Source organism: Streptomyces sp. Act143 (assembly GCF_003143935.1).
GTDB lineage: Bacteria > Actinomycetota > Actinomycetes > Streptomycetales > Streptomycetaceae > Streptomyces.
The window spans coordinates 5106026-5130103 of sequence record NZ_QFRX01000001.1; the positions used below are offsets into that span (position 1 = coordinate 5106026).

The window sequence follows — 24078 nt, forward strand, 5'->3', positions numbered from 1 at the left end:
GGGCGGGACCATGGTCGAAACCATGGGCAGGAACGGCCAGTCAGGGTTAGAGTAACCGAACGATCGGTCGGGACAAGGGGGTCCGCCGCATCTGTGGAAAACCCCGTGCGGGAGGATCGCGCACATGACAGCACTCGACCTCAGCAGCCCCGTGGCCGTCGTCGGCACCGGCACCATGGGCCAGGGCATCGCCCAGGTCGCGTTGGTCGCCGGCCATCCCGTACGGCTGTACGACAGCGCCCCCGGGCGCGCCCAGGACGCGGCCGACGCGATCGGCGCCCGCCTCGACCGGCTCGTCGAGAAGGACCGTCTCACCGCCGCCGGCCGCGACGCGGCACGCGCGCGTCTGACGGCCGCCGGCACGCTCGCCGACCTCGCCGACTGCTCGCTGGTGGTCGAGGCCGTGCTGGAGCGGCTGGACGTCAAGCAGGAGCTGTTCCGCGCGCTGGAGGACGTGGTCGGCGAGGACTGTCTGCTGGCCACCAACACCTCCTCCCTGTCGGTCACGGCGATCGGCGGCGCCCTGCGCAACCCCGGCCGTCTGGTGGGCCTGCACTTCTTCAACCCCGCCCCGCTGCTGCCGCTCGTCGAGGTCGTCTCCGGGTTCGCCACCGACGTCACCTCGGCCACGCGCGCGTACGAGACGGCCCGCGCGTGGGGCAAGACGCCGGTCGCCTGCGCCGACACCCCCGGCTTCATCGTCAACCGCATCGCCCGGCCCTTCTACGCCGAGGCGTTCGCGGTCTACGAGGCCCAGGGCGCCGACCCCGCCACCATCGACGCGGTCCTGCGCGAGTCGGGCGGCTTCCGGATGGGCGCGTTCGAGCTGACCGACCTCATCGGGCAGGACGTCAACGAGTCCGTCACGCACTCCGTCTGGCAGTCCTTCTTCCAGGACGTCCGCTTCACCCCCTCCCTCGCCCAGCGCCGCCTGGTCGAGTCGGGCCGCCTCGGCCGCAAGAGCGGGCACGGCTGGTACGAGTACGGCGACGGCGCCGAGCGCTCCGAGCCGCACACCGCCGAACCGGCCCAGGCGCCCGCCTACGTCACCGCCGAGGGCGACTTGGGCCCCGCGTCCGAGCTGCTCGCCCTGATCCGCGAGGCGGGCATCCAGGTCCGCGAGGACGAGGAGGACCACGGCACGCGGCTGGTGCTGCCGAGCGGCGGCCAGCTGGCGCTCGCCGACGGGCAGACGTCGGTGGAGTTCCGGGACGTGGTCTATTTCGACCTCGCCCTCGACTACCGCCGCGCCACCCGCATCGCCCTGTCGGCCTCCCAGGACACCGCCCCGCAGACCCTCGCCGAGGCCATCGGCCTCTTCCAGGCGCTCGGCAAGGACGTCAGCGTCATCGGCGACGTCCCCGGCATGATCGTCGCCCGCACGGTCGCCCGCATCGTCGACCTCGCGCACGACGCCGTCGCCAAGGGGGTGGCGACCGAGGAGGACATCGACACGGCGATGCGTCTCGGGGTCAACTACCCGCTGGGTCCCTTCGAGTGGAGCCGCAGGCTCGGCCGCAACTGGGCGTACGCGCTCCTCGACGACCTGCACCTGCGCGACCCCTCCGGCCGCTACGCGCCGTCCCTCGCGCTGTACCGCCACGCGTACGCCACCGACAAGCGGGAGGGCAGCACCTCATGACCACCGCCAAGCGCGACACGTACACCCCCGAGACGCTGCTGTCCGTCGCCGTCCAGGTCTTCAACGAGCGCGGCTACGACGGCACCTCCATGGAGCACCTCTCCAAGGCGGCCGGCATCTCCAAGTCCTCGATCTACCACCACGTGGCGGGCAAGGAGGAGCTGCTGCGCAGGGCCGTCAGCCGCGCACTGGACGGTTTGTTCGGCATCCTCGACGAGGAGCACGCGCGCGTGGGGCAGGCCGTCGAGCGCCTGGAGTACGTGGTCCGGCGCATGGTGGAGGTGCTCATCGCCGAACTCCCCTACGTCACCCTGCTGCTGCGCGTGCGCGGCAACACGGGCACCGAACGCTGGGCCCTGGAGCGGCGCCGCGACTTCGACCACCGGGTCGCCGAGCTGCTCAAGGCGGCGGCCGCGGACGGGGACGTGCGGGGCGATGTGGAGGTCCGGCTGGCGACCCGGCTCGTCTTCGGGATGATCAACTCCATCGTGGAGTGGTACCGGCCGGACGGACGCGGGATGAACGAGCGGGACGTGGCGGACGCGGTGGCGCAGTTGGTGTTCGGGGGGCTGCGCAGGGCCTGAGGCGGGGCGCCTGAGCACCCGCGCGCGTGAGGGATGAGTACGGCGCCCGATGCCGCGCCCGCCCCGCCGCTGATGAGGTGGGGCGCATGATCCGGACCGCTGCTCATCATCACCGCACCTGGTGGCGGGCGCCCCTCGTCGCCTCCCTGCCCGGCCTGCCGTGCCTCGCCCTGGAGTACCGCTGGTTCGCGTCCCACCACGAGACCGGCGCCTTCGGGGGCGTCCTGTACTGGGCGTGCGGTCTCCTGGCGTTCGCCTGGGCCCTGCCGCACCGCCGGGCCCTGCGCCCGACGCGCATGACGGCGGCCGGCGCCGGGCTCGTCCTCGCGCTGCTGCCGATGCTGTGGCTGATGCTCGCGATCACGGCGTCGCCCTCGTCCTGACCGGCGGTTGCCGAGGCCGCTCAGCCCTGCGGCTCCAGGTCCTCCTCCTCGAACACCAGCAGCGTCCGCGTGCTCAGTACCTCCGGGATCGCCTGGAGGCGGGTGAGGACCAGCTCGCGCAGGGATCTGTTGTCCGGGGTGTGCACCAGCAGCAGGACGTCGAAGTCGCCGCCCACCAGGGCGATGTGGGAGGCGCCGGGGAGCTGGCGGAGCTGTTCGCGGACCGTGCGCCAGGAGTTCTGGACGATTTTCAGGGTGATGTAGGCCGAGGTGCCCTGGCCCGCGCGTTCGTGGTCGACGCGGGCGCCGAAGCCGCGGATGACGCCGTCCTCGATGAGGCGGTTGATACGCGCGTAGGCGTTGGCGCGGGAGACGTGGACGCGTTCGGCGACGGACCTTATCGAGGCGCGGCCGTCGACCTGGAGCATCTGCAGGATGTCCTGATCGATGGCGTCCAGGGGGCGCGGGGGCGGGAGGGGGACGCCGCCCTCCGGACTTTCGGCCATTTGTTCAGGTGCCATGTCCCCCCGCCTCCCTACCATGGACGTACTGCGTTCATTGGAGGCTGTGGAGAACCGTTTGTCCACAGCCTGAGGGTGCCTGTAGCCAAAATGTGCCGACGACCGAACAATCGGTAGGTGAGGCGCATCACAACCCGTGACGCGTCTGAAGCCGCTCCCACGAGGAGGTGCCGTCATGACGGTCATGGAGCAGCGGGACGGGTACCGGCCATCGCCGCCGCCCGCCTGGCAGCCCCGTACCGACCCCGCGCCGCTGCTGCCCGACGCGGAGCCGTACCGCGTCCTCGGCACGGACGCGGCGGCGAAGGCCGACCCGGGCCTGCTGCGCCGCCTCTACGCCGAGCTGGTGCGCGGTCGTCGGTACAACGCGCAGGCGACCGCCCTCACCAAGCAGGGCCGCCTCGCCGTCTACCCCTCCAGCACCGGGCAGGAGGCCTGTGAGGTCGCCGCCGCCCTGGTGCTGGAAGACCGTGACTGGCTCTTCCCCAGCTACCGCGACACCCTCGCCGCCGTCGCCCGGGGCCTCGACCCCGTCCAGGCGCTGACCCTGCTGCGCGGCGACTGGCACACCGGCTACGACCCGCACGAGCACCGGGTCGCGCCGCTGTGCACCCCGCTCGCCACCCAGCTCCCGCACGCCGTCGGCCTCGCCCACGCCGCCCGCCTCAAGGGCGACGACGTGGTCGCGCTCGCCATGGTCGGCGACGGCGGCACCAGCGAGGGCGACTTCCACGAGGCGCTGAACTTCGCCGCCGTCTGGCAGGCACCGGTCGTCTTCCTCGTCCAGAACAACGGCTTCGCCATCTCCGTCCCGCTCGCCAAGCAGACCGCGGCCCCGTCGCTGGCCCACAAGGCCGTCGGCTACGGCATGCCCGGCCGGCTCGTCGACGGCAACGACGCGGCCGCCGTGCACGAGGTGCTCGCCGACGCCGTACGGCGCGCGCGTGCGGGCGGCGGCCCCACCCTCGTCGAGGCCATCACGTACCGCGTGGAGGCCCACACCAACGCCGACGACGCGACCCGCTACCGCGGCGACGCCGAGGTCGAGACCTGGCGCCGGCACGACCCGATCGCCCTCCTGGAGCACGAGCTGACCGAGCGCGGACTCCTCGACGACGCCGGAATCCAGGCGGCCCGCGACGCCGCCGAGACCATGGCCGCCGACCTGCGCGAGCGCATGAACCAGGACCCGGTCCTCGACCCCATGGACCTGTTCGCCCACGTCTACGCCGAACCCACCCCGCAACTGCGGGAGCAGCGGGCCCAGTTGCAGGCCGAGCTGGAAGCAGAGGGGGAGACTCCATGACCACCGTCGCGGTGAAGCCCGCCACCATGGCGCAGGCCCTCACGCGCGCGATGCGCGACGCGATGGCCGCCGACCCCACCGTCCACGTCCTGGGCGAGGACGTCGGCACCCTCGGCGGCGTCTTCCGCGTCACCGACGGGCTCGCCAAGGAGTTCGGCGAGGACCGCTGCACCGACACCCCGCTCGCCGAGGCCGGCATCCTCGGCACGGCCGTCGGCATGGCGATGTACGGGCTCAGGCCGGTCGTGGAGATGCAGTTCGACGCGTTCGCCTACCCCGCGTTCGAGCAGCTCGTCAGCCATGTCGCCCGTATGCGCAACCGCACGCGCGGTGCCATGCCCCTGCCGATCACCATCCGCGTCCCCTACGGCGGCGGCATCGGCGGCGTCGAGCACCACAGCGACTCCTCCGAGGCGTACTACCTGGCGACCCCGGGGCTCCATGTCGTCACGCCCGCCACCGTCGCCGACGCCTACGGCCTGCTGCGCGCCGCGATCGCCTCCGACGACCCGGTCGTCCTCCTCGAACCCAAGCGCCTGTACTGGTCGAAGGACTCCTGGAACCCGGAGGAGCCGACGGCCGTTGAACCGATCGGCCGCGCGGTGGTGCGGCGCTCGGGCCGGAGCGCCACGCTCATCACGTACGGTCCGTCCGTACCCGTCTGCCTCGAAGCCGCCGAGGCGGCCCGGGCCGAGGGGTGGGACCTGGAGGTCGTCGACCTGCGCTCGCTGGTGCCGTTCGACGACGAGACGGTCTGCGCCTCGGTACGGCGGACCGGGCGGGCGGTCGTCGTACACGAGTCGGGCGGGTTCGGCGGCCCGGGCGGAGAGATCGCGGCCCGTGTCACGGAGCGCTGCTTCCATCATCTGGAGGCGCCGGTGCTGCGCGTGGCCGGGTTCGACATTCCCTACCCGCCGCCGATGCTGGAGCGTCATCACCTGCCCGGCGTGGACCGGATCCTGGACGCCGTGGGGCGTCTGCAGTGGGAGGCCGAGAGCTGATGGCACAGGTGCTGGAGTTCAAGCTCCCCGACCTCGGGGAGGGGCTCACCGAGGCGGAGATCGTGCGCTGGCTGGTGCAGGTCGGTGACGTCGTCGCCGTCGACCAGCCGGTCGTCGAGGTCGAGACCGCCAAGGCGATGGTCGAGGTGCCCTGCCCCTACGGCGGTGTCGTCACCGCCCGCTTCGGCGAGGAGGGCACGGAACTGCCCGTGGGGGCGCCGCTGATCACCGTCGCGGTGGGGGCGCCCGCCGCCGTCGGGACCGCCGAGGACAGCGGCGGCAAGACCGAGGGCTCCGGGAACGTCCTGGTGGGGTACGGCACTTCGGAGGCCCCGGCCCGGCGCCGAAGGGTCCGTCCGGCGCAGCCGACGGCCACGCCGGCCGGGGGCGCGGCGAACGGCACGGGCACCGCGAACGGCACGGGCGCGCGTGAGATGCCCGTCGCGCGTGAAGTGGCCGAAGGACCCGTGCCGGTCATCTCGCCCCTCGTGCGTCGGCTCGCCCGCGAGAACGGCCTAGATCTGCGGGAGCTGACCGGCTCCGGCCCCGACGGACTGATCCTGCGGGCGGACGTGGAGTACGCGCTGCGGGCCGCCACGGCCCAAGGACGCGCCGCCGCTCCCGCCCAGGCAGGCCCCGTCGCCGCGCCGGCCGCCGTTCCGGAGCCGACGCCCGCCCCGGTGCTCACCGGCCCCGCCGCCGGAGGCATCCGCACCCCCCTCAAGGGACTCCGCGGTGCCGTCGCCGACAAGCTCTCCCGCAGCCGGCGCGAGATTCCCGACGCCACCTGCTGGGTGGACGCCGACGCGACCGAACTCATGCGCGCGCGGGCCGCGATGAACGCCGCCGGTGGGCCGAAGATCTCCCTCCTCGCCCTGCTGGCCCGCATCTGCACGGCGGCCCTCGCCCGCCACCCCGAGCTCAACTCCACGGTCGACATGGCGGCCAGGGAGGTCGTCCAGCTCGACCAGGTGCACCTCGGCTTCGCCGCCCAGACCCCGCGTGGCCTCGTCGTACCGGTCGTACGCGACGCACACGCGCGGGACGCTGAGTCGCTGACCGCGGAGTTCGCCCGGCTCACCGAGGCCGCCCGCACCGGCACCCTGACTCCTGGGGAACTGACCGGCGGGACCTTCACGTTGAACAACTACGGCGTCTTCGGCGTCGACGGCTCCACGCCGATCATCAACCACCCCGAGGCCGCCATGCTGGGCGTGGGCCGCATCGTCCCCAAGCCGTGGGTGCACGAGGGCGAGCTGGCGGTGCGGCAGGTCGTCCAGCTGTCGCTCACCTTCGACCACCGCGTCTGCGACGGCGGCACGGCGGGCGGCTTCCTGCGGTACGTGGCCGACTGCGTCGAACAACCGGCGGTGCTGCTGCGGACACTGTGATCGTGGCGCCGCCCACGCGTTCTTCGCGATCGCGGCGCTGCCCAGACGTTTTCTCTGGGGTCGCGGTGATGCCGTTGCGCACAGAGTGATCGTGGCGGCACCGTTGCGCGCACGGTGATCGCGACCGTGCCGTTGCGTCCACGCTGATCGTGGCGGTGCCGCTGTGCTCCCTGTGATTGCGGAACCCCCCACGCGTTCCCTGTGATCGCGGCGCCCCCCATACTCGGAGGGTGACCTCGTACGAGCCCGCGGGCGCCGCCGGTGCCGACGTCGTGTACGACGCCGTCGTGCTCGCCGGGGGTGCCGCGCGGCGGCTCGGCGGCGCGGACAAGCCCGGCGTGCGCGTGGGCGGCCGTGCGCTGCTGGAACGCGTCCTGACGGCCTGCGCCGACGCCCGCACCACCGTCGTCGTCGCCGACCCCCGGCCCACCGCACGGCCCGTCACCTGGGCGCGCGAGGACCCTCCCGGCGGCGGCCCGGTCGCCGCGCTCGGCGCCGGGCTGAGCCCCACGGCGGCGCCGGACGTCGTCGTCCTCTCCGCCGACCTGCCCTTCCTCACGACGGACACCGTCCGCCGACTGCTGACCGCCCTCCGCGCGGCCGGCACCGACGGGGCGCTGCTCACCGACGCCGACGGCCGCGACCAGCCCCTCGTGGCCGCGTACCGCGCCTCCGCGCTGCGCCGCGAGCTGACCACGCTCGCCGAGGAACACCACGGCCTCACCGGGCTGCCCCTGCGCAGGCTCACCGCAGGCCTCCACCTCACCCGTGTCCCGGACCCCGTCGCGTCCTTCGACTGCGACACCTGGGACGACATCGCCGCCGCCAGGGCACGTATCAGGGAGCATGGACCCGTGCTGGATGAATGGATCTCCGCAGTCAAGGACGAGCTGGGCATCGAACTCGACGTCGACACCGGCGTCCTGCTCGACCTCGCCCGCGACGCCGCCCACAACGTGGCCAGGCCCGGGGCGCCGCTGACCACCTTCCTCGTCGGCTACGCCGCCGCGCAGGCCGGGGGAGGCCCCGAGGCGGTCGCCGAGGCCGCCCGCAAGGCGACCGCCCTCGCCCTCGCCTGGCCCGACGAGGACGCGTCCGACGCCAAGCCGGCCGACGCCGGGGCCGCCGGCGACTCCGGCGCCCAGCCCGGTACGGACGCCGGATGACCGCCCGTCCGGATGCCGCCGACGCCGAGGACCTGGACGTCGAGGAGGTGCTCGCCCTCGTGAACGAGACCGCACACGACACCGGCCACCCGCACGCGGCCCCGCCGCCCCGGTCCACCGACCGGGCAGCCGGCAAGTCCGACGCCCACCACCGCGCCACCCCCTGGCCCGAGGCCCGCGCGATCGCCGAACGTGCCGCGCGTTCCACCGCCCGCGCCGCCCGTCGCGCCCCTGTCTCCGTTCCCCTCGACGCCGCCCTCGGCCTCACCCTCGCCGCCCCCCTCACCGCCCTCACCGACCTGCCCTCCTTCGACACCTCCGCGATGGACGGCTGGGCAGTTGCCGGACCCGGCCCGTGGGACGTGCGCGACGAGGGTGTCCTGGCCGGGCACGCCGAGCACCGGCCGCTCAGCGACGGCGAGGCCGTCCGGATCGCCACCGGCGCGCGCATCCCCCCGGACACCACCGCGGTCCTGCGCAGCGAGCACGGCCGCGCCGACGCCCAGGGCCGTCTGCACGCCACCCGCGACACCAAGCACGGCCAGGACATCCGCCCGCGCGGTCAGGAGTGCCGCACCGGCGACCAACTCCTGCCCGTCGGCACCCTCGTGACCCCGGCGGTCCTCGGGCTCGCCGCGGCCGCCGGGTACGACACGCTCACCGCGGTCCCCCGCCCCCGCGCCGAAGTCCTCGTCCTCGGCGACGAGTTGCTCACCGAGGGCCTGCCGCGCGAGGGCCTGATCCGGGACGCGCTCGGCCCGATGCTGCCGCCCTGGCTGCGCGCACTCGGCGCCGAGGTCATCGCCGTACGCCCGCTCGGCGACGACGCCGAGGCCCTGCACAAGGCGATCACCGGCTCGGACGCCGACCTGATCGTCACCACGGGCGGGACCGCCGCCGGCCCCGTCGACCATGTGCACCCCACCCTCCGGCGCATCGGCGCCGAACTCCTCGTGGACGGCGTCAAAGTGCGCCCCGGTCACCCGATGCTGCTGGCCCGCGTCAAGGAGAACCAGCACCTGGTCGGCCTGCCCGGCAACCCTCTCGCCGCCGTCTCCGGGCTGCTCACGCTCGCCGAGCCGGTGCTGCGGACCCTCGCCGCCCGCCCCGCCCCGGAGCCGTACACCCTGCCCCTGCGCGACGAGGTGCACGGCCATCCGCACGACACCCGGCTCATCCCCGTCGTCCTGCGCGGCGACAGTGCCGCTCCGCTGCACTACAACGGCCCGGCCATGCTGCGCGGCATCGCGGCGGCCGACGCCCTGGCCGTCGTACCGCCCGGGGGTGCCCGCTCGGCCCAGGAGCTCGAACTCCTCGACCTGCCCTGGGCATCCGCCGGAATCGGGGTGTGTTTCACGTGAAACTTCCGGGCCATGACGCGATCGCCCGCCAGGCGGACGAGCACCTCGTGACCCACCGGGTGAAACTCCCGCGCAAGGTGGTGGAGCACCCGTTCCGGCAGGTCGCCAAGCGGGTCCTGATGGCGTTGCTGGTGCTCTCGGCGACCGCGCTGCTCGTGTGGTTCGACCACGACGGTTACAACGACAACTCCGACGGCTCGGTCGACTTCCTCGACGCCTGGTACTACGCGACCGTCACGCTCTCCACCACCGGCTACGGCGACATCACCCCGGTCAGCGACGCGGCCCGGCTCACCAACATCTTCGTCATCACGCCCCTGCGCGTGCTGTTCCTGATCATCCTGGTCGGCACCACGCTCGAAGTCCTCACCGAACGCACCCGGGAGGAATGGCGGCTCAACCGCTGGAGGTCCACGTTGCGAGACCACACCGTCGTCGTCGGCTTCGGGACCAAGGGGCGGTCGGCGATCCAGACCGTCTGTGCGACGGGGCTGAAGAAAGAGCAGGTGGTCGTGGTCGACCCCAGCTCCAAGGTGATCGACGCCGCGACCGCCGAAGGGTTCGCGGGGGTCATCGGGGACGCGACGCGCAGCGATGTGCTCAAGCGGGCCGAGGTGCACAAGGCGCGGAAGATCATCATCGCGACGCAGCGGGACGACACCGCCGTCCTCGTCACCCTCACCGCACGGCAGCTCAACAAGGGCGCCAAGATCGTGGCCGCGGTGCGGGAGGAGGAGAACGCGCCGCTGCTGAAGCAGTCCGGTGCCGACGCCGTCATCACCAGCGCGAGCGCGGCCGGACGGCTCCTCGGCCTGTCGGTGCTGAGCCCCGCCGCAGGCATGGTGATGGAGGACCTCATCCAGCAGGGCAGCGGGCTCGACATCGTCGAACGCCCGGTCATAAAGGCCGAGGTGGGCCGTAATCCGCGGGAGGTCGAGGACCTGGTGGTGAGTGTCGTACGAGGTCATCGGGTGCTCGGCTACGACGACCCGAACCTGGGGGCGCTGGAGCTGACCGACCGGCTGATCACCATCGTGCGGATGACGCCGGGCACCCAGGTGGCGCCCGACGTCAGGCCGCTGCCGCAGGACTGAGGCCGGTTCTTCGGGGTCTACTTGCGGTTGTAGAGCCGCATCGTGATCGGGCCGAAGACCAGCACGAACAGGCCCGCCCACCCCAGCGACCAGGCGATCTCGTCGGCCGGCCAGTCGCCCGCCATCAACGCGCGGACGGCCGAGGACAGATGCGTGATGGGGCTGTTGTTGACGAACGCCTGGAGCCAGCCGGGCATCGTGCGCGGATCGACGAAGACGTTGGACAGGAAGGTCAGCGGGAAGATCACCATCATGCTGACGCCCATCACCGACTTCTCCGTGCGCAGCAGCAGCCCGAACATGGTCCAGATCCACGAGAACGCGAACGAAAACACCACCAGCAGCACGATCCCGGCGGCCACCCCGCCCATCCCGCCGTCCGGGCGGTAGCCGATGATCATGCCGACGACGAGCATTACGACCGACGCGATCGTGTAACGCAGGGCGTCGCCGAGCAGATAGCCGACCATCGTCGACGGCCGCCAGATGGGCAGCGACCGGAACCGGTCGAAGACGCCCTTCTCGATGTCGGTGTTCACGGACACGCCCGTGTACATCGTGATCATCACGACCGACATCACCAGGATGCCCGGCAGCAGGAACTGGATGTACTCCTTCGGGGAGCCGGCCAGGGCACCCCCGAACAGGTATGTGTACATCAGCACCATCATGATCGGGAACGCGGTGACGTCGAAGAGCTGCTCGGGCACGTGCTTGATCTTCAGGATCGCCCGCCAGCCGAAGGTGAGGGAGGCCGAGAGCGCCCCGGGGCGCGGCGGCCGCTCCCCGGCGACCAGCAGGGCGGCCAGCGACTCGGCGCTGACGGGGGCGAGGTCCTTGGCCTCGGTGGTGGTCGCGGTGCTCATGCCGCCGCCTCTTCCTTCGCGTCGGGGGCTTCGTGGGTGTCGTGTCCGGTGAGGGCGAGGAACACCTCGTCCAGGCTGGGCTGGCCCAGCGAGAAGTTGTCGACGGTGATGCCGGTGCGGGCCAGTTCGGCGAGCGCGCGGGAGGCCTGCTCGGCCGCCGAGTCGCCGCTCACGCCCGCGAGACGGGCGGTGAGCGCCACCGGATCGGGCTCCAGCTGTACGTCCGTGTCGAGCGCGAGCCTCAGCACCCGCTCCGCCTCCGGCCGCTGCGCCGGATCGCGCAGCCGCAGATGCACGGACCCGGCCCCGACGGACGCCTTCAGCTCGCCCTTGGTCCCCTCGGCGATCACCCGGCCGCGGTCGATGACGGCGATCCGGGACGCCAGCTGGTCGGCCTCGTCCAGATACTGCGTGGTCAGCAGCACGGTGGTGCCCTGGGCGACGACCGCGCGCACGATGTCCCACACCTGGTTGCGGCTGCGCGGGTCGAGCCCGGTCGTCGGCTCGTCGAGGAAGAGCAGGTCGGGGGTGTTGAGGATGGAGGCGGCGATGTCGATACGGCGCCGCATGCCGCCCGAGTAGTGCTTGACCTGCTTTCCGGCCGCGTCCGTCAGCCCGAAGGCCTCCAGGAGCTGTCCGGCCCGCACCCGGGCGGCCTTCTTGTGGTGGCCGAGGAGACGGCCGAGCAGGACCAGGTTCTCGATCCCGGTGAGGTCCTCGTCGACGGAGGCGTACTGGCCGGTGAGGCTCACTCGGCCGCGCACCTCATCGGCCTCGCGGACGACGTCGTGGCCGAAGACATGGGCCTCGCCGCCGTCGGGGCGGAGCAGGGTGGCGAGCATCTTCACGGTGGTCGTCTTGCCGGCGCCGTTCGGACCGAGGACGCCGTAGACCGTGCCGGCCGGGACGGCGAGGTCGACGCCGTCGACGGCCCGGGTCTCGCCGAACGTCTTCACCAGTCCGGCCGTCTCGATGGCCAGGCCGGAGGTGTGCTGGCTCATGGTGGGGTGTCCTTCCGCGTGCTGTGGTCGGCCGATCAGGCGCTGTGGTCTTGAACGTGCTTGGGCTACGCATGGGGAGACCTTTACGGTCGCGCAAACTCATCGGCGGCGCACCGGGGTTTTCGGGGAGGGCGGCCGTCGCCGCCGGTGGCGGCCGATCCGACCAGGTGGGACGAGGCGCGGGTGCACCAGGCCGCAGCCCGGGGGCGAGGAGTAGCGTCGCCTCCATGCGTGCGATCACGATTCCCGAACCTGGTGGACCCGAGGCGCTGGTGTGGAGCGAGGTCCCCGATCCGGTGCCCGGCGAGGGCGAGGTGCTGGTCGAGGTGGTGGCCAGCGCCGTCAACCGGGCCGACATCATGCAACGGCAGGGCTTCTACGACCCGCCGCCCGGCGCCTCCCCGTACCCCGGCCTGGAGTGCTCCGGCCGCGTCGCCGCGCTCGGCACCGGCGTGTCCGGCTGGGCCGTCGGCGACGAGGTGTGCGCGCTGCTGTCCGGCGGCGGGTACGCCGAGAAGGTCGTCGTCCCGGCGGGCCAGCTGCTGCCCGTGCCCAAGGGGGTCGACCTGAAGCACGCCGCCGCGCTGCCCGAGGTGGCCTGCACGGTCTGGTCGAACGTCTTCATGATCGCCCACCTCCGCCCCGGCGAGACGGTGCTGGTGCACGGCGGCTCCAGCGGCATCGGCACGATGGCGATCCAGCTCGCGAAGGCCGTGGGCGCGAAGGTCGCCGTCACCGCGGGCACCAAGGAGAAGCTGGAGCACTGTGCGCGGCTCGGCGCCGACATCCTGATCAACTACAAGGAGCAGGACTTCGTGGCCGAGGTCAAGGCGGCCACGGACGGTGCGGGGGCGGACGTCATCCTCGACAACATGGGCGCGAAGTATCTGGACCGCAACGTCCAGGCCCTCGCGGTCAACGGCCGTCTCGCGATCATCGGCCTCCAGGGCGGGACCAAGGGCGAGCTGAACATCGGCGCGCTGCTCGGCAAGCGTGCGGCCATCAGCGCGACCACCCTGCGGGCGCGTCCGCTGACCGAGAAGACGGCGATCGTGGCGGCCGTACGCGAACACGTCTGGCCCCTGCTCGACGGCGGCCACGTCCGCCCGGTCGTCGACCGCGAACTCCCGATGAGCGATGCGCCAGCCGCCCACCGGGTGGTGGAGGAGAGCGGGCACGTGGGCAAGGTGCTGCTGATCGTGGACGGGCAGAACTGACCTGGACCTGCGCCGCGGTGCCGGGCCGCCTTGCGCCGCGGTGCCGGGCCTTGTGCGTCGCGTGGCCGGGCCGCATTGCGTCGCAACTGCCGGGCCGCCCTGCCCTGCGCTGGCAGGCCGTCCCGCCCTGCGCTCACGTGCCGCTCGGCCTCCCGCGCTGACGGGCCGTCCCGCCGCCCGCTGATGGGCTCCCCGCCCTCAGCCGGGTGGGGGTGGCCCTCAGCCGGGCGAGGCGGCCGTCAGCCGCGGCGCAGGCGCACCCCGAGCAGGGCGAGCCCCAGGCCGAGCCCGATCAGTACCAGCCCGCTGCCGAGCGGCAGGATTCGCAGGACGGGCTCGGTGGGGCGCTCGGCCTGGCCGACGGCCTGCCCGACCGGCCGCGGCGATGCCTCGGGCACGGCGGTGCCGGCACCGTCGGTCGCCCGCCCTGCCTCCTCGTCCCGCACGCCGTCATCCCCGACGCCTTCGCCCGGCGCCGCCGAGTCCGCCGTTCCCTCACCCCTGACTTCGGACTCCTGACGCCCGGCGTCCGCATCCGTACCGGTATCGACATCCGCGTCCGCATCGACGTCGGCCTCGGGCTCCTCCCGCCGCCCTGGACGTTCCCGCCCCTCACCCGCGCTGCTCCCGGCCCGGGACGGCCCGACGCCGGGAACGGCCGGCTGTCCCGCCCGCGGGGGTGCGGCGGACGCCACCGGCGCGGCCGTATCGCGAGAGACATCCGGTACGAGGGTGGCGGCAGCGCCGTCGGGCACGCCCACGGAGGTCGCCGCACCGCCCGGCCCCGACCGCCCTGACCGCTCCCGGCTCTGCCCCGGCCCCTGCTCCCGTCCCGGCCCGTGGCCCCACCCTTGTTTCTGTTCCCGCCCTTGCACCGCCCCATCCGGCGTCACCACCACCCCACCCGGTGGCGCCGTCGCCACCGTCCCGCCCGTCGCCAGGGCGATCAGGAGTCCCGTAGTGCGCACGGTGCGCAGCCATCGCGTCACAGGACCAGCGTCACATCGCTCCGCGATTCCGGCATTACGGGTACCGCCGCCGGGCCCAACCGGCTGCACAATCCGGGTATGTCGATACGGCACGGACTGCTGGCGCTCCTGGAACGCGGCCCCCGCTACGGCTCGCGGCTGCGCTCCGAGTTCGAGGCGCGCACGGGCGGGACCTGGCCGCTGAACATCGGGCAGGTCTATACCACCCTCGGCCGTCTGGAGCGGGACGGCATGGTGAGGCAGGAGGGGGCGGACGAGGCCGGGCGGATGCTGTACGGCCTGACGGAGGCGGGCCGCGCCGAGGTGCGGGCCTGGTTCACGCGGCCGGTGGATCGAGGGAACCCGCCGCGCGACGAGCTGGCCATCAAGCTGGTGATGGCGGTCGGCGTGCCCGGAGCCGACGTCCGGGCGGTCGTCGAGGTCCAGCGACGGCATGTGTCCCGGGCGCTGCACGAGCACGTCCGGGCCCGTGCGGAGGCGCTGGCGCGGGCGCCCGGGCATCCGGACGAGGTGGCGCGGCTGCTGGTGCTGGAGCAGCAGGTCTGCCACACGGAGGCCGAGCTCCGGTGGCTGGAGCACTGTGAGGCCCGGCTGCTGCGGATGACACAAGCCCCGAATCCGGACAGCTGACGCGATCCCCCGCACCGTAAACGGTGGATCACCCTCCACCGGGGGCACCCCAATGGTGAGGTGTAGGGGTGCGAGAGAATGGCGGCATGGAGATGCCGAGGAACGAACGGTCGTCCGAACAGCCGCAGATCCTGGTCGTGGGCCAGGACGGGATGGCGCTCGGCGGCACCGGGGACGAGGACTCCCGCGAGCTTCCGGTGACGGAGATGGTGGAGCAGCCCGCCAAGGTCATGCGGATCGGCAGCATGATCAAGCAGCTGCTGGAGGAGGTGCGCGCGGCTCCTCTCGACGAGGCCAGCCGCGCCCGGCTGAAGGAGATCCATCGCAGCTCCGTCAAGGAGCTGGAGGACGGCCTGGCGCCGGAGCTGGTCGAGGAGCTGGAGCGGCTCTCCCTGCCGTTCACGGACGGGGCGACCCCGAGCGACGCCGAACTGCGGATCGCGCAGGCTCAGCTGGTCGGCTGGCTGGAGGGCCTCTTCCACGGCATCCAGACCACGCTGTTCGCCCAGCAGATGGCCGCGCGGGCCCAGTTGGAGCAGATGCGTCGGGCGCTGCCGCCGGGCGTGGGCCACGACGGCGAGGACGGACACCCGGGCGGACGCTCCGGCGGGCCGTACCTCTAGGACCGAAGGCACGTAGACACGTAGAGAAGGCACGTAGACACGTGACGAGAAGGGGCCGGCGTCCGCGGACGCCGGCCCCTTCTCTCATGTCTCACGCCCAGGTGATCAGCCGCTTGGGCTGCTCCAGGATCGCCGCCACGTCGGCGAGGACCTTGGAGCCCAGTTCGCCGTCGACCAGGCGGTGGTCGAAGCTCAGAGCCAGGGTCGTCACCTGACGCGGCTTCACCTTGCCCTTGTGGACCCACGGCTGGAGCTTGATCGCGCCGACCGCGAGGATCGCGGACTCGCCGGGGTTGAGGATGGGCGTACCGGTGTCGACGCCGAAGACGCCGACGTTGGTGATCGTCACGGTGCCGCCCTGCATCGCGGCCGGGGAGGTCTTGCCCTCCCGCGCGGTGGCCACCAGCTCGCCGAGCGACTCGGCCAGTTGCGGCAGCGTCTTGGCGTGGGCGTCCTTGATGTTCGGGACGATCAGGCCGCGCGGGGTGGCCGCGGCGATGCCCAGGTTCACGTAGTGCTTGAGCACGATCTCCTGGTTGGCCTCGTCCCAGGACGCGTTGACCTCGGGGTTGCGCTTGATCGCGACCAGCAGGGCCTTGGCGATCAGCAGCAGCGGGTTGACCCGCAGCCCCTGCATGTCCTTGTCCTGCTTGAGCTCCTCGACCAGCTTCATGGTGCGCGTGACGTCGACCGTCACGAACTCCGTGACATGCGGCGCCGTGAACGCCGAGCCGACCATCGCCGCCGCCGTCGCCTTGCGGACGCCCTTGACCGGGATGCGGGTCTCCCGCGCGGTGTCGTACGTCGCGACCGGGGCGGGCGCGGGGGCCTGGACGGGGGCCGGCGCCTCGACGACCGCCGGCTCGGCGGCCGGGGCCGCCGCCGCGTGGACGTCCTCGCGCGTGATGATGCCGTCGGGGCCGGTCGGGGTGACCGTGGCGAGGTCGACGCCCAGGTCCTTCGCCAGCTTGCGCACCGGCGGCTTGGCCAGCGGGCGCTCCTTGACGGCGGGGGCGGCGGGTGCGGCGGCCGCGTGACCGTTGAGCTCGGCCTGGACGGCCGTCGAGGCCTCCTGGACCGGGATCTGGGGGCCCTTGCGGGGGCGGCGCTTGGTCGAGGACGCGGCGACGCCGTAGCCGACGAGGACGGGCTGCCGTCCCTCGGGCTGCTTCTCGGGTTCGGGGGCCTCCGCGGCCTCGGGGGTCGTTTCAGGAGCCGGAGCCGGGGCCCCTCCCGAGACGTCCACCGCGATGATCGAGGTGCCCACGTCGACCGTGGTGCCCTCGGGGAAGTGGAGTGCGCGGACGACACCGTCGTAGGGGATGGGCAGTTCGACGGCCGCCTTGGCGGTCTCGACCTCGCACACCACCTGGCCGTCGGTGACCTTGTCACCGGGCTGCACGTACCACTTGAGGATCTCGGCCTCGGTGAGTCCCTCGCCCACGTCGGGCATCTTGAACTCGCGCACGGACGCTTCAGTCATCGTCGTCATGCCCCTCTCCTCAGTACGCCAGGGCACGGTCGACGGCGTCGAGCACCCGGTCCAGGCCCGGCAGGTACTCCTCCTCCAGGCGGGCCGGCGGGTACGGGGCGTGGTAGCCGCCGACCCGGAGCACCGGGGCCTCCAGGTGGTAGAAGCAGCGCTCCGTGATCCGGGCGGCGATCTCCGCGCCGGAGCCGAAGAACACCGGCGCCTCATGGACCACGACCAGGCGGCGGGTCTTCTCCACCGAGGTCTGGATCGCGTCGAAGTCCAGCGGGGACACCGAGCGCAGGTCCAGGACCTCCAGCGACTTGCCCTCCTCGGCCGCGGCGGCCGCGACCTCCAGGCAGGTCTTCACCATCGGGCCGTACGCCACCAGCGTCAGGTCCGTGCCCTCACGGACCGTCTGCGCCTTGTGCAGCGGGCCGGGGATGGCGTCGGTGGTGACCTCGCCCTTGTCCCAGTAGCGGCGCTTGGGCTCGAAGAAGATCACCGGGTCGTCGCTCTGGATGGCCTGCTGCATCATCCAGTAGGCGTCGGACGCGTTGGACGGCGAGACGATCTTCAGGCCCGCCACGTGCGCGAAGAGCGCCTCCGGCGACTCCGAGTGATGCTCGACCGCGCCGATGCCGCCGCCGTAGGGGATGCGGATGACGACCGGGAGCTTGACCTTGCCCAGCGAGCGGGCGTGCATCTTCGCGAGCTGGGTGACGATCTGGTCGTAGGCCGGGAAGACGAAGCCGTCGAACTGGATCTCCACCACCGGGCGGTAGCCGCGCAGCGCGAGGCCGATCGCGGTGCCGACGATGCCGGACTCGGCGAGCGGGGTGTCGATGACGCGGCTCTCGCCGAAGTCCTTCTGCAGGCCGTCCGTCACGCGGAAGACGCCGCCGAGCTTGCCGACGTCCTCGCCCATGACCAGGACCTTGGGGTCGGACTCCAGGGCGTGGCGCAGCGACTCGTTGATCGCCTTGGCCAGAGCCATGCTCTTGGATGTCACCGTCTTGGTGGTTTCGGCCGCCATGTCAGGCCCCCTCTCCGTCAGCGAACGACGCCTGGTAGGCGGCGAACTGGGCTCGCTCCTCGTCGACCAGCGCATGCCCGTCCGCATACGCGTGCTCGAAGATGGCGAAGTGGTCCGGGTCGGGCATGGCACGGACCGCCTCGCGCACTCGCTTGCCCAACGCCTCGCTCTCGGCCTCGAGTTCCGCGAAGAATCCGTCGTCCGTGTGGTTTGAGGCCTCCAGGTACCGGCGAAGGCGCAGGATCGGGTCCTTGGCCTCCCAGGCCTGCCGCTCCTCGTCACCGCGGTAGCGGGTCGGGTCGTCGGAGGTGGTGTGGGCGCCCATGCGGTAGGTGAACGCCTCGACCAGGGTGGGGCCCTCGCCGGCGCGGGCGCGCTCCAGTGCCCACTTCGTCACCGCGAGGCAGGCCAGCACGTCGTTGCCGTCCACGCGGACGCCGGGGAAGCCGAAGCCCTGGGCGCGCTGGTAGAGCGGGACGCGGGTCTGCTTCTCGGTGGGCTCGGAGATCGCCCACTGGTTGTTCTGGCAGAAGAACACGACCGGGGCGTTGTAGACCGCGGAGAAGGTGAAGGACTCGGCCACGTCACCCTGGCTGGAGGCGCCGTCGCCGAAGTACGCGATGACGGCGGCGTCGGCGCCGTCCTTGGCGATGCCCATCGCGTAGCCGGTGGCGTGCAGCGTCTGGGAGCCGATGACGATCGTGTAGAGCTGGAAGTTGTTGCTGTTGGGGTCCCAGCCGCCGTTGTTCACGCCGCGGAACATGCCCAGCAGGTTCTCCGGCGGGACGCCGCGGCACCAGGCGACGCCGTGCTCGCGGTAGGTCGGGAAGACGTAGTCGTCCTCGCGGGTGGCCCGGCCGGAGCCGATCTGGGCGGCCTCCTGGCCGAGCAGCGACGCCCACAGGCCCAGCTCGCCCTGGCGCTGCAGGGAGGTGGCCTCGGCGTCGAAGCGGCGGGTGAGCACCATGTCGCGGTACAGACCGCGGAGCTCTTCGGGGGTGATGCCGGCGACGTACTTGTCGTATGCGGCGTTCTTGACGCGCTTGCCCTCGGGCGTCAGCAGCTGAACCAGTTCGGGCTCGGTGCTCGGGGACTTTTTGGTCCCGGCGCTGCGTCGCGGCTTGCGCGCGGCAGTGCTCTCCACGGTCACGGGTGCTCCTCCGTCGGTCCGGCATCCGGGTTCGCCGGGTGCCAGTACGGCTCACCTGAAGCCTCGCGGACGCACGGGGTGGGTGCGGTCCATTCGGTATCAGGCGTGACAAGGTGCCCCGGCGAGCGCCCTGCAAAAGGCACGTTACCCAGTGCTGCACAATTCTGTGAAACCCCTCCTGACCTGGGATTTTGCTTGGATTTCCAAGTAAGTCGATGCTTGGATTTCCTACTAGGTCGCGGAATCGGGTACAGCCGCTGGTCACAGCCTCGCAGGAGGCCGGAGCAACGGCACGTTATCCCGGCTACCCAGGTCACCGGAAGACTTTCTGTGTTTGACTTGCTGCGTGCGCGAAGACGGAAAAATCACCGTATTTCTTCTCGACGACCATGAAGTGGTCCGTCGGGGCGTCCATGAGCTGCTCTCGGTCGAGGACGACATCGAGGTCGTGGGCGAGGCCGGTACGGCGGCCGACGCGCTGGTGCGGATTCCGGCCACCCGGCCCGACGTCGCGGTGCTCGACGTGCGGCTTCCGGACGGCAGCGGCGTGGAGGTCTGCCGGGAGATCCGGTCGCAGAACGAGGACATCAAGTGCCTCATGCTGACCTCGTTCGCCGATGACGAGGCCCTCTTCGAGGCGATCATGGCGGGCGCCGCCGGATACGTCCTCAAGGCCATCCGGGGCAACGAGCTGCTGTCCGCCGTGCGGGACGTCGCGGCCGGCAAGTCGCTGCTGGACCCGGTGGCCACCGCGCGCGTGCTGGAGCGGTTGCGGGACGGCGGCACCGCCAAGGGCGACGACAGGCTCGCGCACCTCACCGAGCAGGAGCGCAGGATCCTCGATCTGATCGGCGAGGGCCTCACCAATCGCGCGATCGGCGAGCGGCTGCATCTCGCCGAGAAGACGATCAAGAATTACGTGTCCGCTCTGCTCTCCAAACTCGGTATGGAACGGCGGTCGCAGGCGGCGGCGTACGTGGCGCGAATGCAGGCGGAACAGCAGCGCCACTGACCGGCCTCGGGCCATTGAGGACCAAAGACCTCTCCCGTGGGGCGCTCCCGCGTCCGACATTGGTGTCATGCCCTCCGACGAACAGCTCGCCGTCGACCTGCTCGCCCGCACCGACTACGGCCGGGTGGCCACCAGCATGCGCGCGCTGCCCTTCCTCGCCTTCGCCCGGCACATCGTGGTCGACGGGCGGGTGCTGCTGCGGCTGCCGAGGGGCGTCGGGTACCACCGGGCGTGCATCGGCCATGTCGTCGCGTACGGCGCGGACAACCTGAGCTCGGCCCGGTCGGGCGAGGGGCTGTGGTCCGTGCACGTGGTCGGCGCGTGCACGCGGCACGATCCGACGCCCGCCGAACTCGAACGGTTCGGCCCGGCTCCCCGCGTCGTGGACGGCGAGCCGTACGAACCCGTCTACCTGCGCGTCGAGCCGCAGTTCGGGACCGTGCACTCCACCGGCGGAGCCCTGGAAAGTCACTTCGCGCACATGCCGTGATCGATTGCGACTGTCTGTGACAATGCCCAGCTCACGGCGTCCCCGGGTGCCCTAGCATCTGGCGCGTGCCGCGCCCTTGTGTACCACCCCCCATGCCCCACGCGCCCCCGCTGAACGCCCTCCTGAGCCAGTACGCCGCCGGCTCCGCCGTCACCTGCGAACCCGTCGAACAAGGGCTGCTCAACCGCGGCTACCGGCTGTGCACGACCCGTGGCCGCTACTTCCTCAAGCACCACTTCGACCCCGACACCGCCGACCCGGACGCCATCGAACGCCGGCACCGCGCCACCCAGCGCCTGGCCGAGCTGGGCGTGCCCGTGGCCCCGCCGCTGGCCGGCCGGGACGGCCGCACGGTCGCCGTGGTCGGCGGCCATGCCTACGCCCTGCACCCCTGGATCGACGGCAGGCACCGCCACGGCGGCCAGCTCGCGCCCGAGCAGTGCGCACGCCTGGGGGCGCTGCTGGGAGCCGTGCACGCCGCCCTGGAGCGCGTGATGCCGCCCAAGGGGCGCACCCGACCGTCCACGAGCCCCCACCCGGTGCGCAGCGCCGACCCCGCCGCCACCTTCGCCCTCATCGACGACCTGCTCACGCGCGTGCGCCGGCACCGCCCCGCCGACACCTTCGACGAACTGGCCCGCCACCGCCTCCTGGAGCGGCGCGCCCTGCTGGAGCAGCACGCCGAACGGCGGCCCCCGAACGGGGCGTGCGTGGGGTGGGTGCACGGCGACTTCCACCCGTTCAACCTGCTCTACAAGGGGGACGCCCCCGCCGCGATCGTCGACTGGGACCGGCTCGGCGTGCAGCCCCGCGCGGAGGAGGCCGTCCGCGCCGCCGCGATCTTCTTCGTACGGCCCGCGGGCACGCTGGACCTGCCGAAGGTGCGGGCGTACGCGCGCGCGTACCGGCGGGCGGCCGGGGCCCCGCCCTCGGAGCTGGCGGCGGCCGTGCACCGCGTGTGGTGGGAGCGGCTCAACGACTTCTGGATGCTGCGCTGGCACTACGAGCGCGGCGACACCCGCGCGGACTCCCAGTTCCCGGCGGCGTCGGCGCTGGCGGTGTGGTGGACACGGGAGTACGAGGCGGTGTGCGACGCGTTCGCGGGCTGAGGGAGTGAGGGGCGACAGGTGCGGGGCAGGCAGCGCGGGAACAGCACGCGCGCGTGCGGGCCGTTTCCGGTTCGCACGCGCGCGTGGAGGTCAGGTCACAGGCCCCCCGTCGGCAGGCCCGTCCTTCAAGGGCCTTCTTCGCCACCCGGGTTGCCCGTGTCGCCGCCGGTGGTGTCGGTCGGCTGCGCGGTGTCGGACGGCTGGGCGGTGTCGCTCGGCTGGTTCGTCGGCTCCGTGGTCGTCGGCTCGTCCGTCGGCTCCGTGGCCGTCTCCGAAGGCGTCGCCGACGGCGTGTACGAGGGCTGCGACGACGGGGTCCAGGAGGAGCCGCCGCTGCTCGTGCCGTCGCCGGTCTGCTCCTCGGTGGTTTCGTCCGTCGGCTCGTCGCTCGGCGACTCGCTGGCCGTCTGGTCGTCCTTGGTCTGCGAGGTGGTCGGCGACTGCGTGGTGCCGCCCTCGCCGCCGTCGCCGTTGCCGCGGTTCAGCGCCAGCGCGACGCCCGCCGCGATCGCGACCACCGCGAGGACGGCCAGGATCCACAGCTTGCCGCGGCCGCTGCCCCGGTTGCCGTGCCCCTCGAAGCCGCCGTCGTCCCCGCCGCCGTAGCCCTGCGGCAGGATCGGCTGCGGGATCTGGGTCGTACCGGAGACGCCCGCGTCGGGGTGGCCCATGACGGTGGTGCTGGCGAAGCCCGCGGCCGGGGTGTGCCGGCCCTCGTGCACCGCGACCGGGCCGGTGTTCCAGGTGCCGGTGTGGCCGCCCTGCTCGTACAGCATCTGGAGCCCGTACTGGACGAGCCCGCGCATCTCCTCGGCCGTCTGGAACCGGTCGTCCGGCTCCTTGGCGAGCGAGCGCATGACCAGGCCGTCGAGCTCCGGGGGCGTGGCGTCGGAGACCTCGGAGGGCGGGGTCGGGATGTCCTGGACGTGCTGGTAGACGACGGACAGCGGGGTCTCGCCCGTGAACGGCGGGCGCAGGGCCAGGAGTTCGTAGAGGAGGCAGCCCGTCGCGTACAGGTCGGAGCGGTGGTCGACGGCCTTGCCGAGGGCCTGCTCCGGCGACAGGTACTGGGGCGTGCCCATGACCATGCCGGTCTGCGTCATCGTCGACTGCGCGCCGTGCAGGGCGCGGGCGATGCCGAAGTCCATCACCTTGACGGCACCGTTGTTGGTGATGATGACGTTGGCGGGCTTGATGTCGCGGTGCACGATGCCGTGCTGGTGCGAGTAGGCGAGCGCCTCCAGGACGCCGGAGACGATGATCAGGGCCTGCTCCGGGCCCGGCGCCTCGGCGTTGATCAGCAGGTCGCGGATCGTGCGCCCCTCGACGATCTCCATGACGATGTACGGAACGGACTGGCCGTTCACATAGTCCTCGCCGGAGTCGTACACGGCGACGATCGCGTGGTGGTTGAGACCGGCGACCGACTGGGCCTCGCGCGTGAAGCGGGCCTTGGAGACCGGGTCCTCGGCGAGATCGGCGCGCAGCAGCTTGACCGCGACGGTGCGGCCCAGCCGTACATCCTCGGCGGCGAACACCTCGGCCATGCCGCCGCGGCCGAGTCTGCGTGTCAGTCGATATCGGCCGTCACCGACCAGTCCGCCGTTACCCCACAGCTCCGGCGCATCTGACATTCCGCCGCCAGTCGCCTCGGGGTCGGACGGGCCCTGAGCGCGCTGCTGCTGTGCCATCAGTCCTCGCCGTCGTTTCTGCCCGCGGTGCGCGCGGTGTTGTTACGGTCTCCGTCGGCCACGCTACAGCCTCCGCGCAAGCCTCCGGTCCGGGATGAGCCCGGGGACCGGTCCGAGACGGACCGGCCATCAAATCGGTAGCACGCGCTGTCGTGCAAATTCTGTGTACTGGCCGTACGGCCCCTGTAACGCTTCCGCGACGCTTCTTTCGCGTACGGTCACGGAACGGGCACCCGGCTTGACCTGTCAGTGGGGTGGGGCAGACTTGGCCGGGAATGAGCCATTCGATCAACGACGATTCGATCAACGACAGTCGGGCCGGCGCCTGAAGGCCGATGGGGGAC

23 protein-coding genes are annotated in these 24078 nt (G+C 72.2%); 15 read left to right on the forward strand and 8 right to left on the reverse strand.

Translation table 11 applies throughout. The features are described 5' to 3' along the window. Positions 1–124 precede the first annotated feature (124 nt). The 3 genes from DI272_RS23110 (at position 125) to DI272_RS23120 (ending at position 2609) form a co-directional block, all read left to right on the forward strand. Positions 125–1642: a 3-hydroxyacyl-CoA dehydrogenase gene (locus tag DI272_RS23110; RefSeq protein WP_109497193.1), complete on the forward strand. Its 1518-nt coding sequence runs from the start codon at positions 125–127 to the stop codon at positions 1640–1642. After that, positions 1639–2226 carry a TetR/AcrR family transcriptional regulator gene (locus DI272_RS23115; protein WP_109497194.1) on the forward strand — a complete coding sequence of 196 codons (588 nt, stop codon included), beginning with the start codon at positions 1639–1641 and terminating at the stop codon, positions 2224–2226. Before DI272_RS23110 ends, DI272_RS23115 begins: the two co-directional genes overlap by 4 nt. A gap of 86 nt (positions 2227–2312) precedes the next feature. Further along, positions 2313–2609: a hypothetical protein gene (locus DI272_RS23120; protein WP_109497195.1), complete on the forward strand. Its 297-nt coding sequence runs from the start codon at positions 2313–2315 to the stop codon at positions 2607–2609. A 20-nt stretch (positions 2610–2629) separates the two neighbouring features. On the opposite strand, the gene DI272_RS23125 is transcribed toward DI272_RS23120, so the two are convergent. Further along, positions 2630–3115: an Lrp/AsnC family transcriptional regulator gene (locus tag DI272_RS23125; RefSeq protein WP_109497196.1), complete on the reverse strand. Its 486-nt coding sequence runs from the start codon at positions 3113–3115 to the stop codon at positions 2630–2632. A 190-nt stretch (positions 3116–3305) separates the two neighbouring features. Between DI272_RS23125 and pdhA (DI272_RS23130) the strand changes: the two genes are divergently transcribed. The 6 genes from pdhA (DI272_RS23130) (at position 3306) to DI272_RS23155 (ending at position 10449) form a co-directional block, all read left to right on the forward strand. Next, positions 3306–4436, forward strand: a complete 1131-nt coding sequence (gene pdhA / locus DI272_RS23130) for a pyruvate dehydrogenase (acetyl-transferring) E1 component subunit alpha (protein ID WP_109497197.1) — start codon at positions 3306–3308, stop codon at positions 4434–4436. Continuing rightward, positions 4433–5437: an alpha-ketoacid dehydrogenase subunit beta gene (locus DI272_RS23135; RefSeq protein WP_109497198.1), complete on the forward strand. Its 1005-nt coding sequence runs from the start codon at positions 4433–4435 to the stop codon at positions 5435–5437. The genes pdhA (DI272_RS23130) and DI272_RS23135 overlap by 4 nt, the downstream gene beginning before the upstream one ends. Next, the gene (locus tag DI272_RS23140) at positions 5437–6828 is read left to right on the forward strand and encodes a dihydrolipoamide acetyltransferase family protein (RefSeq protein ID WP_109497199.1); all 1392 of its coding nucleotides are present in this window, start codon (positions 5437–5439) and stop codon (positions 6826–6828) included. The genes DI272_RS23135 and DI272_RS23140 overlap by 1 nt, the downstream gene beginning before the upstream one ends. A gap of 230 nt (positions 6829–7058) precedes the next feature. Beyond that, positions 7059–7994: an NTP transferase domain-containing protein gene (locus tag DI272_RS23145; RefSeq protein WP_109497200.1), complete on the forward strand. Its 936-nt coding sequence runs from the start codon at positions 7059–7061 to the stop codon at positions 7992–7994. Further along, positions 7991–9355: a molybdopterin molybdotransferase MoeA gene (locus DI272_RS23150; RefSeq protein ID WP_109497201.1), complete on the forward strand. Its 1365-nt coding sequence runs from the start codon at positions 7991–7993 to the stop codon at positions 9353–9355. Before DI272_RS23145 ends, DI272_RS23150 begins: the two co-directional genes overlap by 4 nt. Continuing rightward, the gene (locus DI272_RS23155; protein WP_375138059.1) at positions 9352–10449 is read left to right on the forward strand and encodes a potassium channel family protein; all 1098 of its coding nucleotides are present in this window, start codon (positions 9352–9354) and stop codon (positions 10447–10449) included. Before DI272_RS23150 ends, DI272_RS23155 begins: the two co-directional genes overlap by 4 nt. Before the next feature lie 17 nt (positions 10450–10466). Here DI272_RS23155 and DI272_RS23160 read toward each other — a convergent pair whose 3' ends face one another. Continuing rightward, positions 10467–11315, reverse strand: coding sequence for an ABC transporter permease (locus DI272_RS23160; RefSeq protein ID WP_109497203.1), 849 nt, complete (start codon positions 11313–11315; stop codon positions 10467–10469). Next, positions 11312–12316: an ATP-binding cassette domain-containing protein gene (locus DI272_RS23165; RefSeq protein ID WP_109497204.1), complete on the reverse strand. Its 1005-nt coding sequence runs from the start codon at positions 12314–12316 to the stop codon at positions 11312–11314. Before DI272_RS23165 ends, DI272_RS23160 begins: the two co-directional genes overlap by 4 nt. Before the next feature lie 227 nt (positions 12317–12543). On the opposite strand from DI272_RS23165, the gene DI272_RS23170 reads away from it, so the two are divergent. Then, positions 12544–13533 (forward strand): NAD(P)H-quinone oxidoreductase, encoded by a 990-nt coding sequence (locus DI272_RS23170; protein WP_109497205.1) that lies wholly within the window; start codon positions 12544–12546, stop codon positions 13531–13533. Positions 13534–13772: 239 nt separating this feature from the next. On the opposite strand, the gene DI272_RS23175 is transcribed toward DI272_RS23170, so the two are convergent. Beyond that, positions 13773–13979, reverse strand: coding sequence for a hypothetical protein (locus DI272_RS23175; protein WP_109497206.1), 207 nt, complete (start codon positions 13977–13979; stop codon positions 13773–13775). Positions 13980–14600: 621 nt separating this feature from the next. On the opposite strand from DI272_RS23175, the gene DI272_RS23180 reads away from it, so the two are divergent. Together DI272_RS23180 and DI272_RS23185 are read left to right on the forward strand one after the other, a co-directional pair. After that, the gene (locus DI272_RS23180; RefSeq protein ID WP_109497207.1) at positions 14601–15152 is read left to right on the forward strand and encodes a PadR family transcriptional regulator; all 552 of its coding nucleotides are present in this window, start codon (positions 14601–14603) and stop codon (positions 15150–15152) included. 86 nt (positions 15153–15238) lie between these two features. Beyond that, positions 15239–15775 carry a bacterial proteasome activator family protein gene (locus DI272_RS23185; RefSeq protein ID WP_109497208.1) on the forward strand — a complete coding sequence of 179 codons (537 nt, stop codon included), beginning with the start codon at positions 15239–15241 and terminating at the stop codon, positions 15773–15775. A gap of 91 nt (positions 15776–15866) precedes the next feature. Here DI272_RS23185 and DI272_RS23190 read toward each other — a convergent pair whose 3' ends face one another. Genes DI272_RS23190 through pdhA (DI272_RS23200) form a run of 3 tightly spaced genes read right to left on the reverse strand, consistent with a single transcriptional unit; the run spans position 15867 to position 19432 of the window. Next, positions 15867–17267 (reverse strand): dihydrolipoamide acetyltransferase family protein, encoded by a 1401-nt coding sequence (locus tag DI272_RS23190; protein WP_109497209.1) that lies wholly within the window; start codon positions 17265–17267, stop codon positions 15867–15869. A 10-nt stretch (positions 17268–17277) separates the two neighbouring features. After that, the gene (locus tag DI272_RS23195; RefSeq protein WP_109497210.1) at positions 17278–18282 is read right to left on the reverse strand and encodes an alpha-ketoacid dehydrogenase subunit beta; all 1005 of its coding nucleotides are present in this window, start codon (positions 18280–18282) and stop codon (positions 17278–17280) included. 1 nt (position 18283) lies between these two features. Then, positions 18284–19432, reverse strand: coding sequence for a pyruvate dehydrogenase (acetyl-transferring) E1 component subunit alpha (gene pdhA / locus DI272_RS23200; protein ID WP_109497211.1), 1149 nt, complete (start codon positions 19430–19432; stop codon positions 18284–18286). A 346-nt stretch (positions 19433–19778) separates the two neighbouring features. On the opposite strand from pdhA (DI272_RS23200), the gene DI272_RS23205 reads away from it, so the two are divergent. The 3 genes from DI272_RS23205 to DI272_RS23215 all read left to right on the forward strand — a co-directional run bounded on the left by DI272_RS23205 (position 19779) and on the right by DI272_RS23215 (position 22043). Continuing rightward, on the forward strand, positions 19779–20444 hold the full coding sequence (locus DI272_RS23205) for a response regulator transcription factor (protein WP_109497212.1): 666 nt from the start codon (positions 19779–19781) through the stop codon (positions 20442–20444). A 67-nt stretch (positions 20445–20511) separates the two neighbouring features. Beyond that, entirely contained in the window at positions 20512–20934 is a 423-nt protein-coding gene (locus DI272_RS23210; RefSeq protein WP_109497213.1) for a pyridoxamine 5'-phosphate oxidase family protein, read from the forward strand. A 92-nt stretch (positions 20935–21026) separates the two neighbouring features. Next, complete coding sequence (locus DI272_RS23215) at positions 21027–22043, forward strand: phosphotransferase (protein WP_181387289.1); 1017 nt, start codon at positions 21027–21029, stop codon at positions 22041–22043. A gap of 125 nt (positions 22044–22168) precedes the next feature. Here DI272_RS23215 and DI272_RS23220 read toward each other — a convergent pair whose 3' ends face one another. Beyond that, on the reverse strand, positions 22169–23734 hold the full coding sequence (locus DI272_RS23220; protein WP_109497214.1) for a protein kinase: 1566 nt from the start codon (positions 23732–23734) through the stop codon (positions 22169–22171). Positions 23735–24078: the final 344 nt, after the last annotated feature.

Excerpts from the sequence above, each read along its gene's own strand:
- DI272_RS23110 (WP_109497193.1), top strand. The coding sequence starts at position 125 with ATGACAGCACTCGACCTCAGCAGCCCCGTGGCCGTCGTCGGCACCGGC.
- DI272_RS23115 (WP_109497194.1), top strand. The coding sequence starts at position 1,639 with ATGACCACCGCCAAGCGCGACACGTACACCCCCGAGACGCTGCTGTCC.
- DI272_RS23120 (WP_109497195.1), top strand. The coding sequence starts at position 2,313 with ATGATCCGGACCGCTGCTCATCATCACCGCACCTGGTGGCGGGCGCCC.
- DI272_RS23125 (WP_109497196.1), bottom strand. The coding sequence starts at position 3,115 with ATGGCCGAAAGTCCGGAGGGCGGCGTCCCCCTCCCGCCCCCGCGCCCC.
- pdhA (WP_109497197.1), top strand. The coding sequence starts at position 3,306 with ATGACGGTCATGGAGCAGCGGGACGGGTACCGGCCATCGCCGCCGCCC.
- DI272_RS23135 (WP_109497198.1), top strand. The coding sequence starts at position 4,433 with ATGACCACCGTCGCGGTGAAGCCCGCCACCATGGCGCAGGCCCTCACG.
- DI272_RS23140 (WP_109497199.1), top strand. The coding sequence starts at position 5,437 with ATGGCACAGGTGCTGGAGTTCAAGCTCCCCGACCTCGGGGAGGGGCTC.
- DI272_RS23150 (WP_109497201.1), top strand. The coding sequence starts at position 7,991 with ATGACCGCCCGTCCGGATGCCGCCGACGCCGAGGACCTGGACGTCGAG.
- DI272_RS23160 (WP_109497203.1), bottom strand. The coding sequence starts at position 11,315 with ATGAGCACCGCGACCACCACCGAGGCCAAGGACCTCGCCCCCGTCAGC.
- DI272_RS23165 (WP_109497204.1), bottom strand. The coding sequence starts at position 12,316 with ATGAGCCAGCACACCTCCGGCCTGGCCATCGAGACGGCCGGACTGGTG.
- DI272_RS23170 (WP_109497205.1), top strand. The coding sequence starts at position 12,544 with ATGCGTGCGATCACGATTCCCGAACCTGGTGGACCCGAGGCGCTGGTG.
- DI272_RS23180 (WP_109497207.1), top strand. The coding sequence starts at position 14,601 with ATGTCGATACGGCACGGACTGCTGGCGCTCCTGGAACGCGGCCCCCGC.
- DI272_RS23185 (WP_109497208.1), top strand. The coding sequence starts at position 15,239 with ATGGAGATGCCGAGGAACGAACGGTCGTCCGAACAGCCGCAGATCCTG.
- DI272_RS23190 (WP_109497209.1), bottom strand. The coding sequence starts at position 17,267 with ATGACGACGATGACTGAAGCGTCCGTGCGCGAGTTCAAGATGCCCGAC.
- DI272_RS23195 (WP_109497210.1), bottom strand. The coding sequence starts at position 18,282 with ATGGCGGCCGAAACCACCAAGACGGTGACATCCAAGAGCATGGCTCTG.
- DI272_RS23210 (WP_109497213.1), top strand. The coding sequence starts at position 20,512 with ATGCCCTCCGACGAACAGCTCGCCGTCGACCTGCTCGCCCGCACCGAC.
- DI272_RS23215 (WP_181387289.1), top strand. The coding sequence starts at position 21,027 with ATGCCCCACGCGCCCCCGCTGAACGCCCTCCTGAGCCAGTACGCCGCC.
- DI272_RS23220 (WP_109497214.1), bottom strand. The coding sequence starts at position 23,734 with ATGGCACAGCAGCAGCGCGCTCAGGGCCCGTCCGACCCCGAGGCGACT.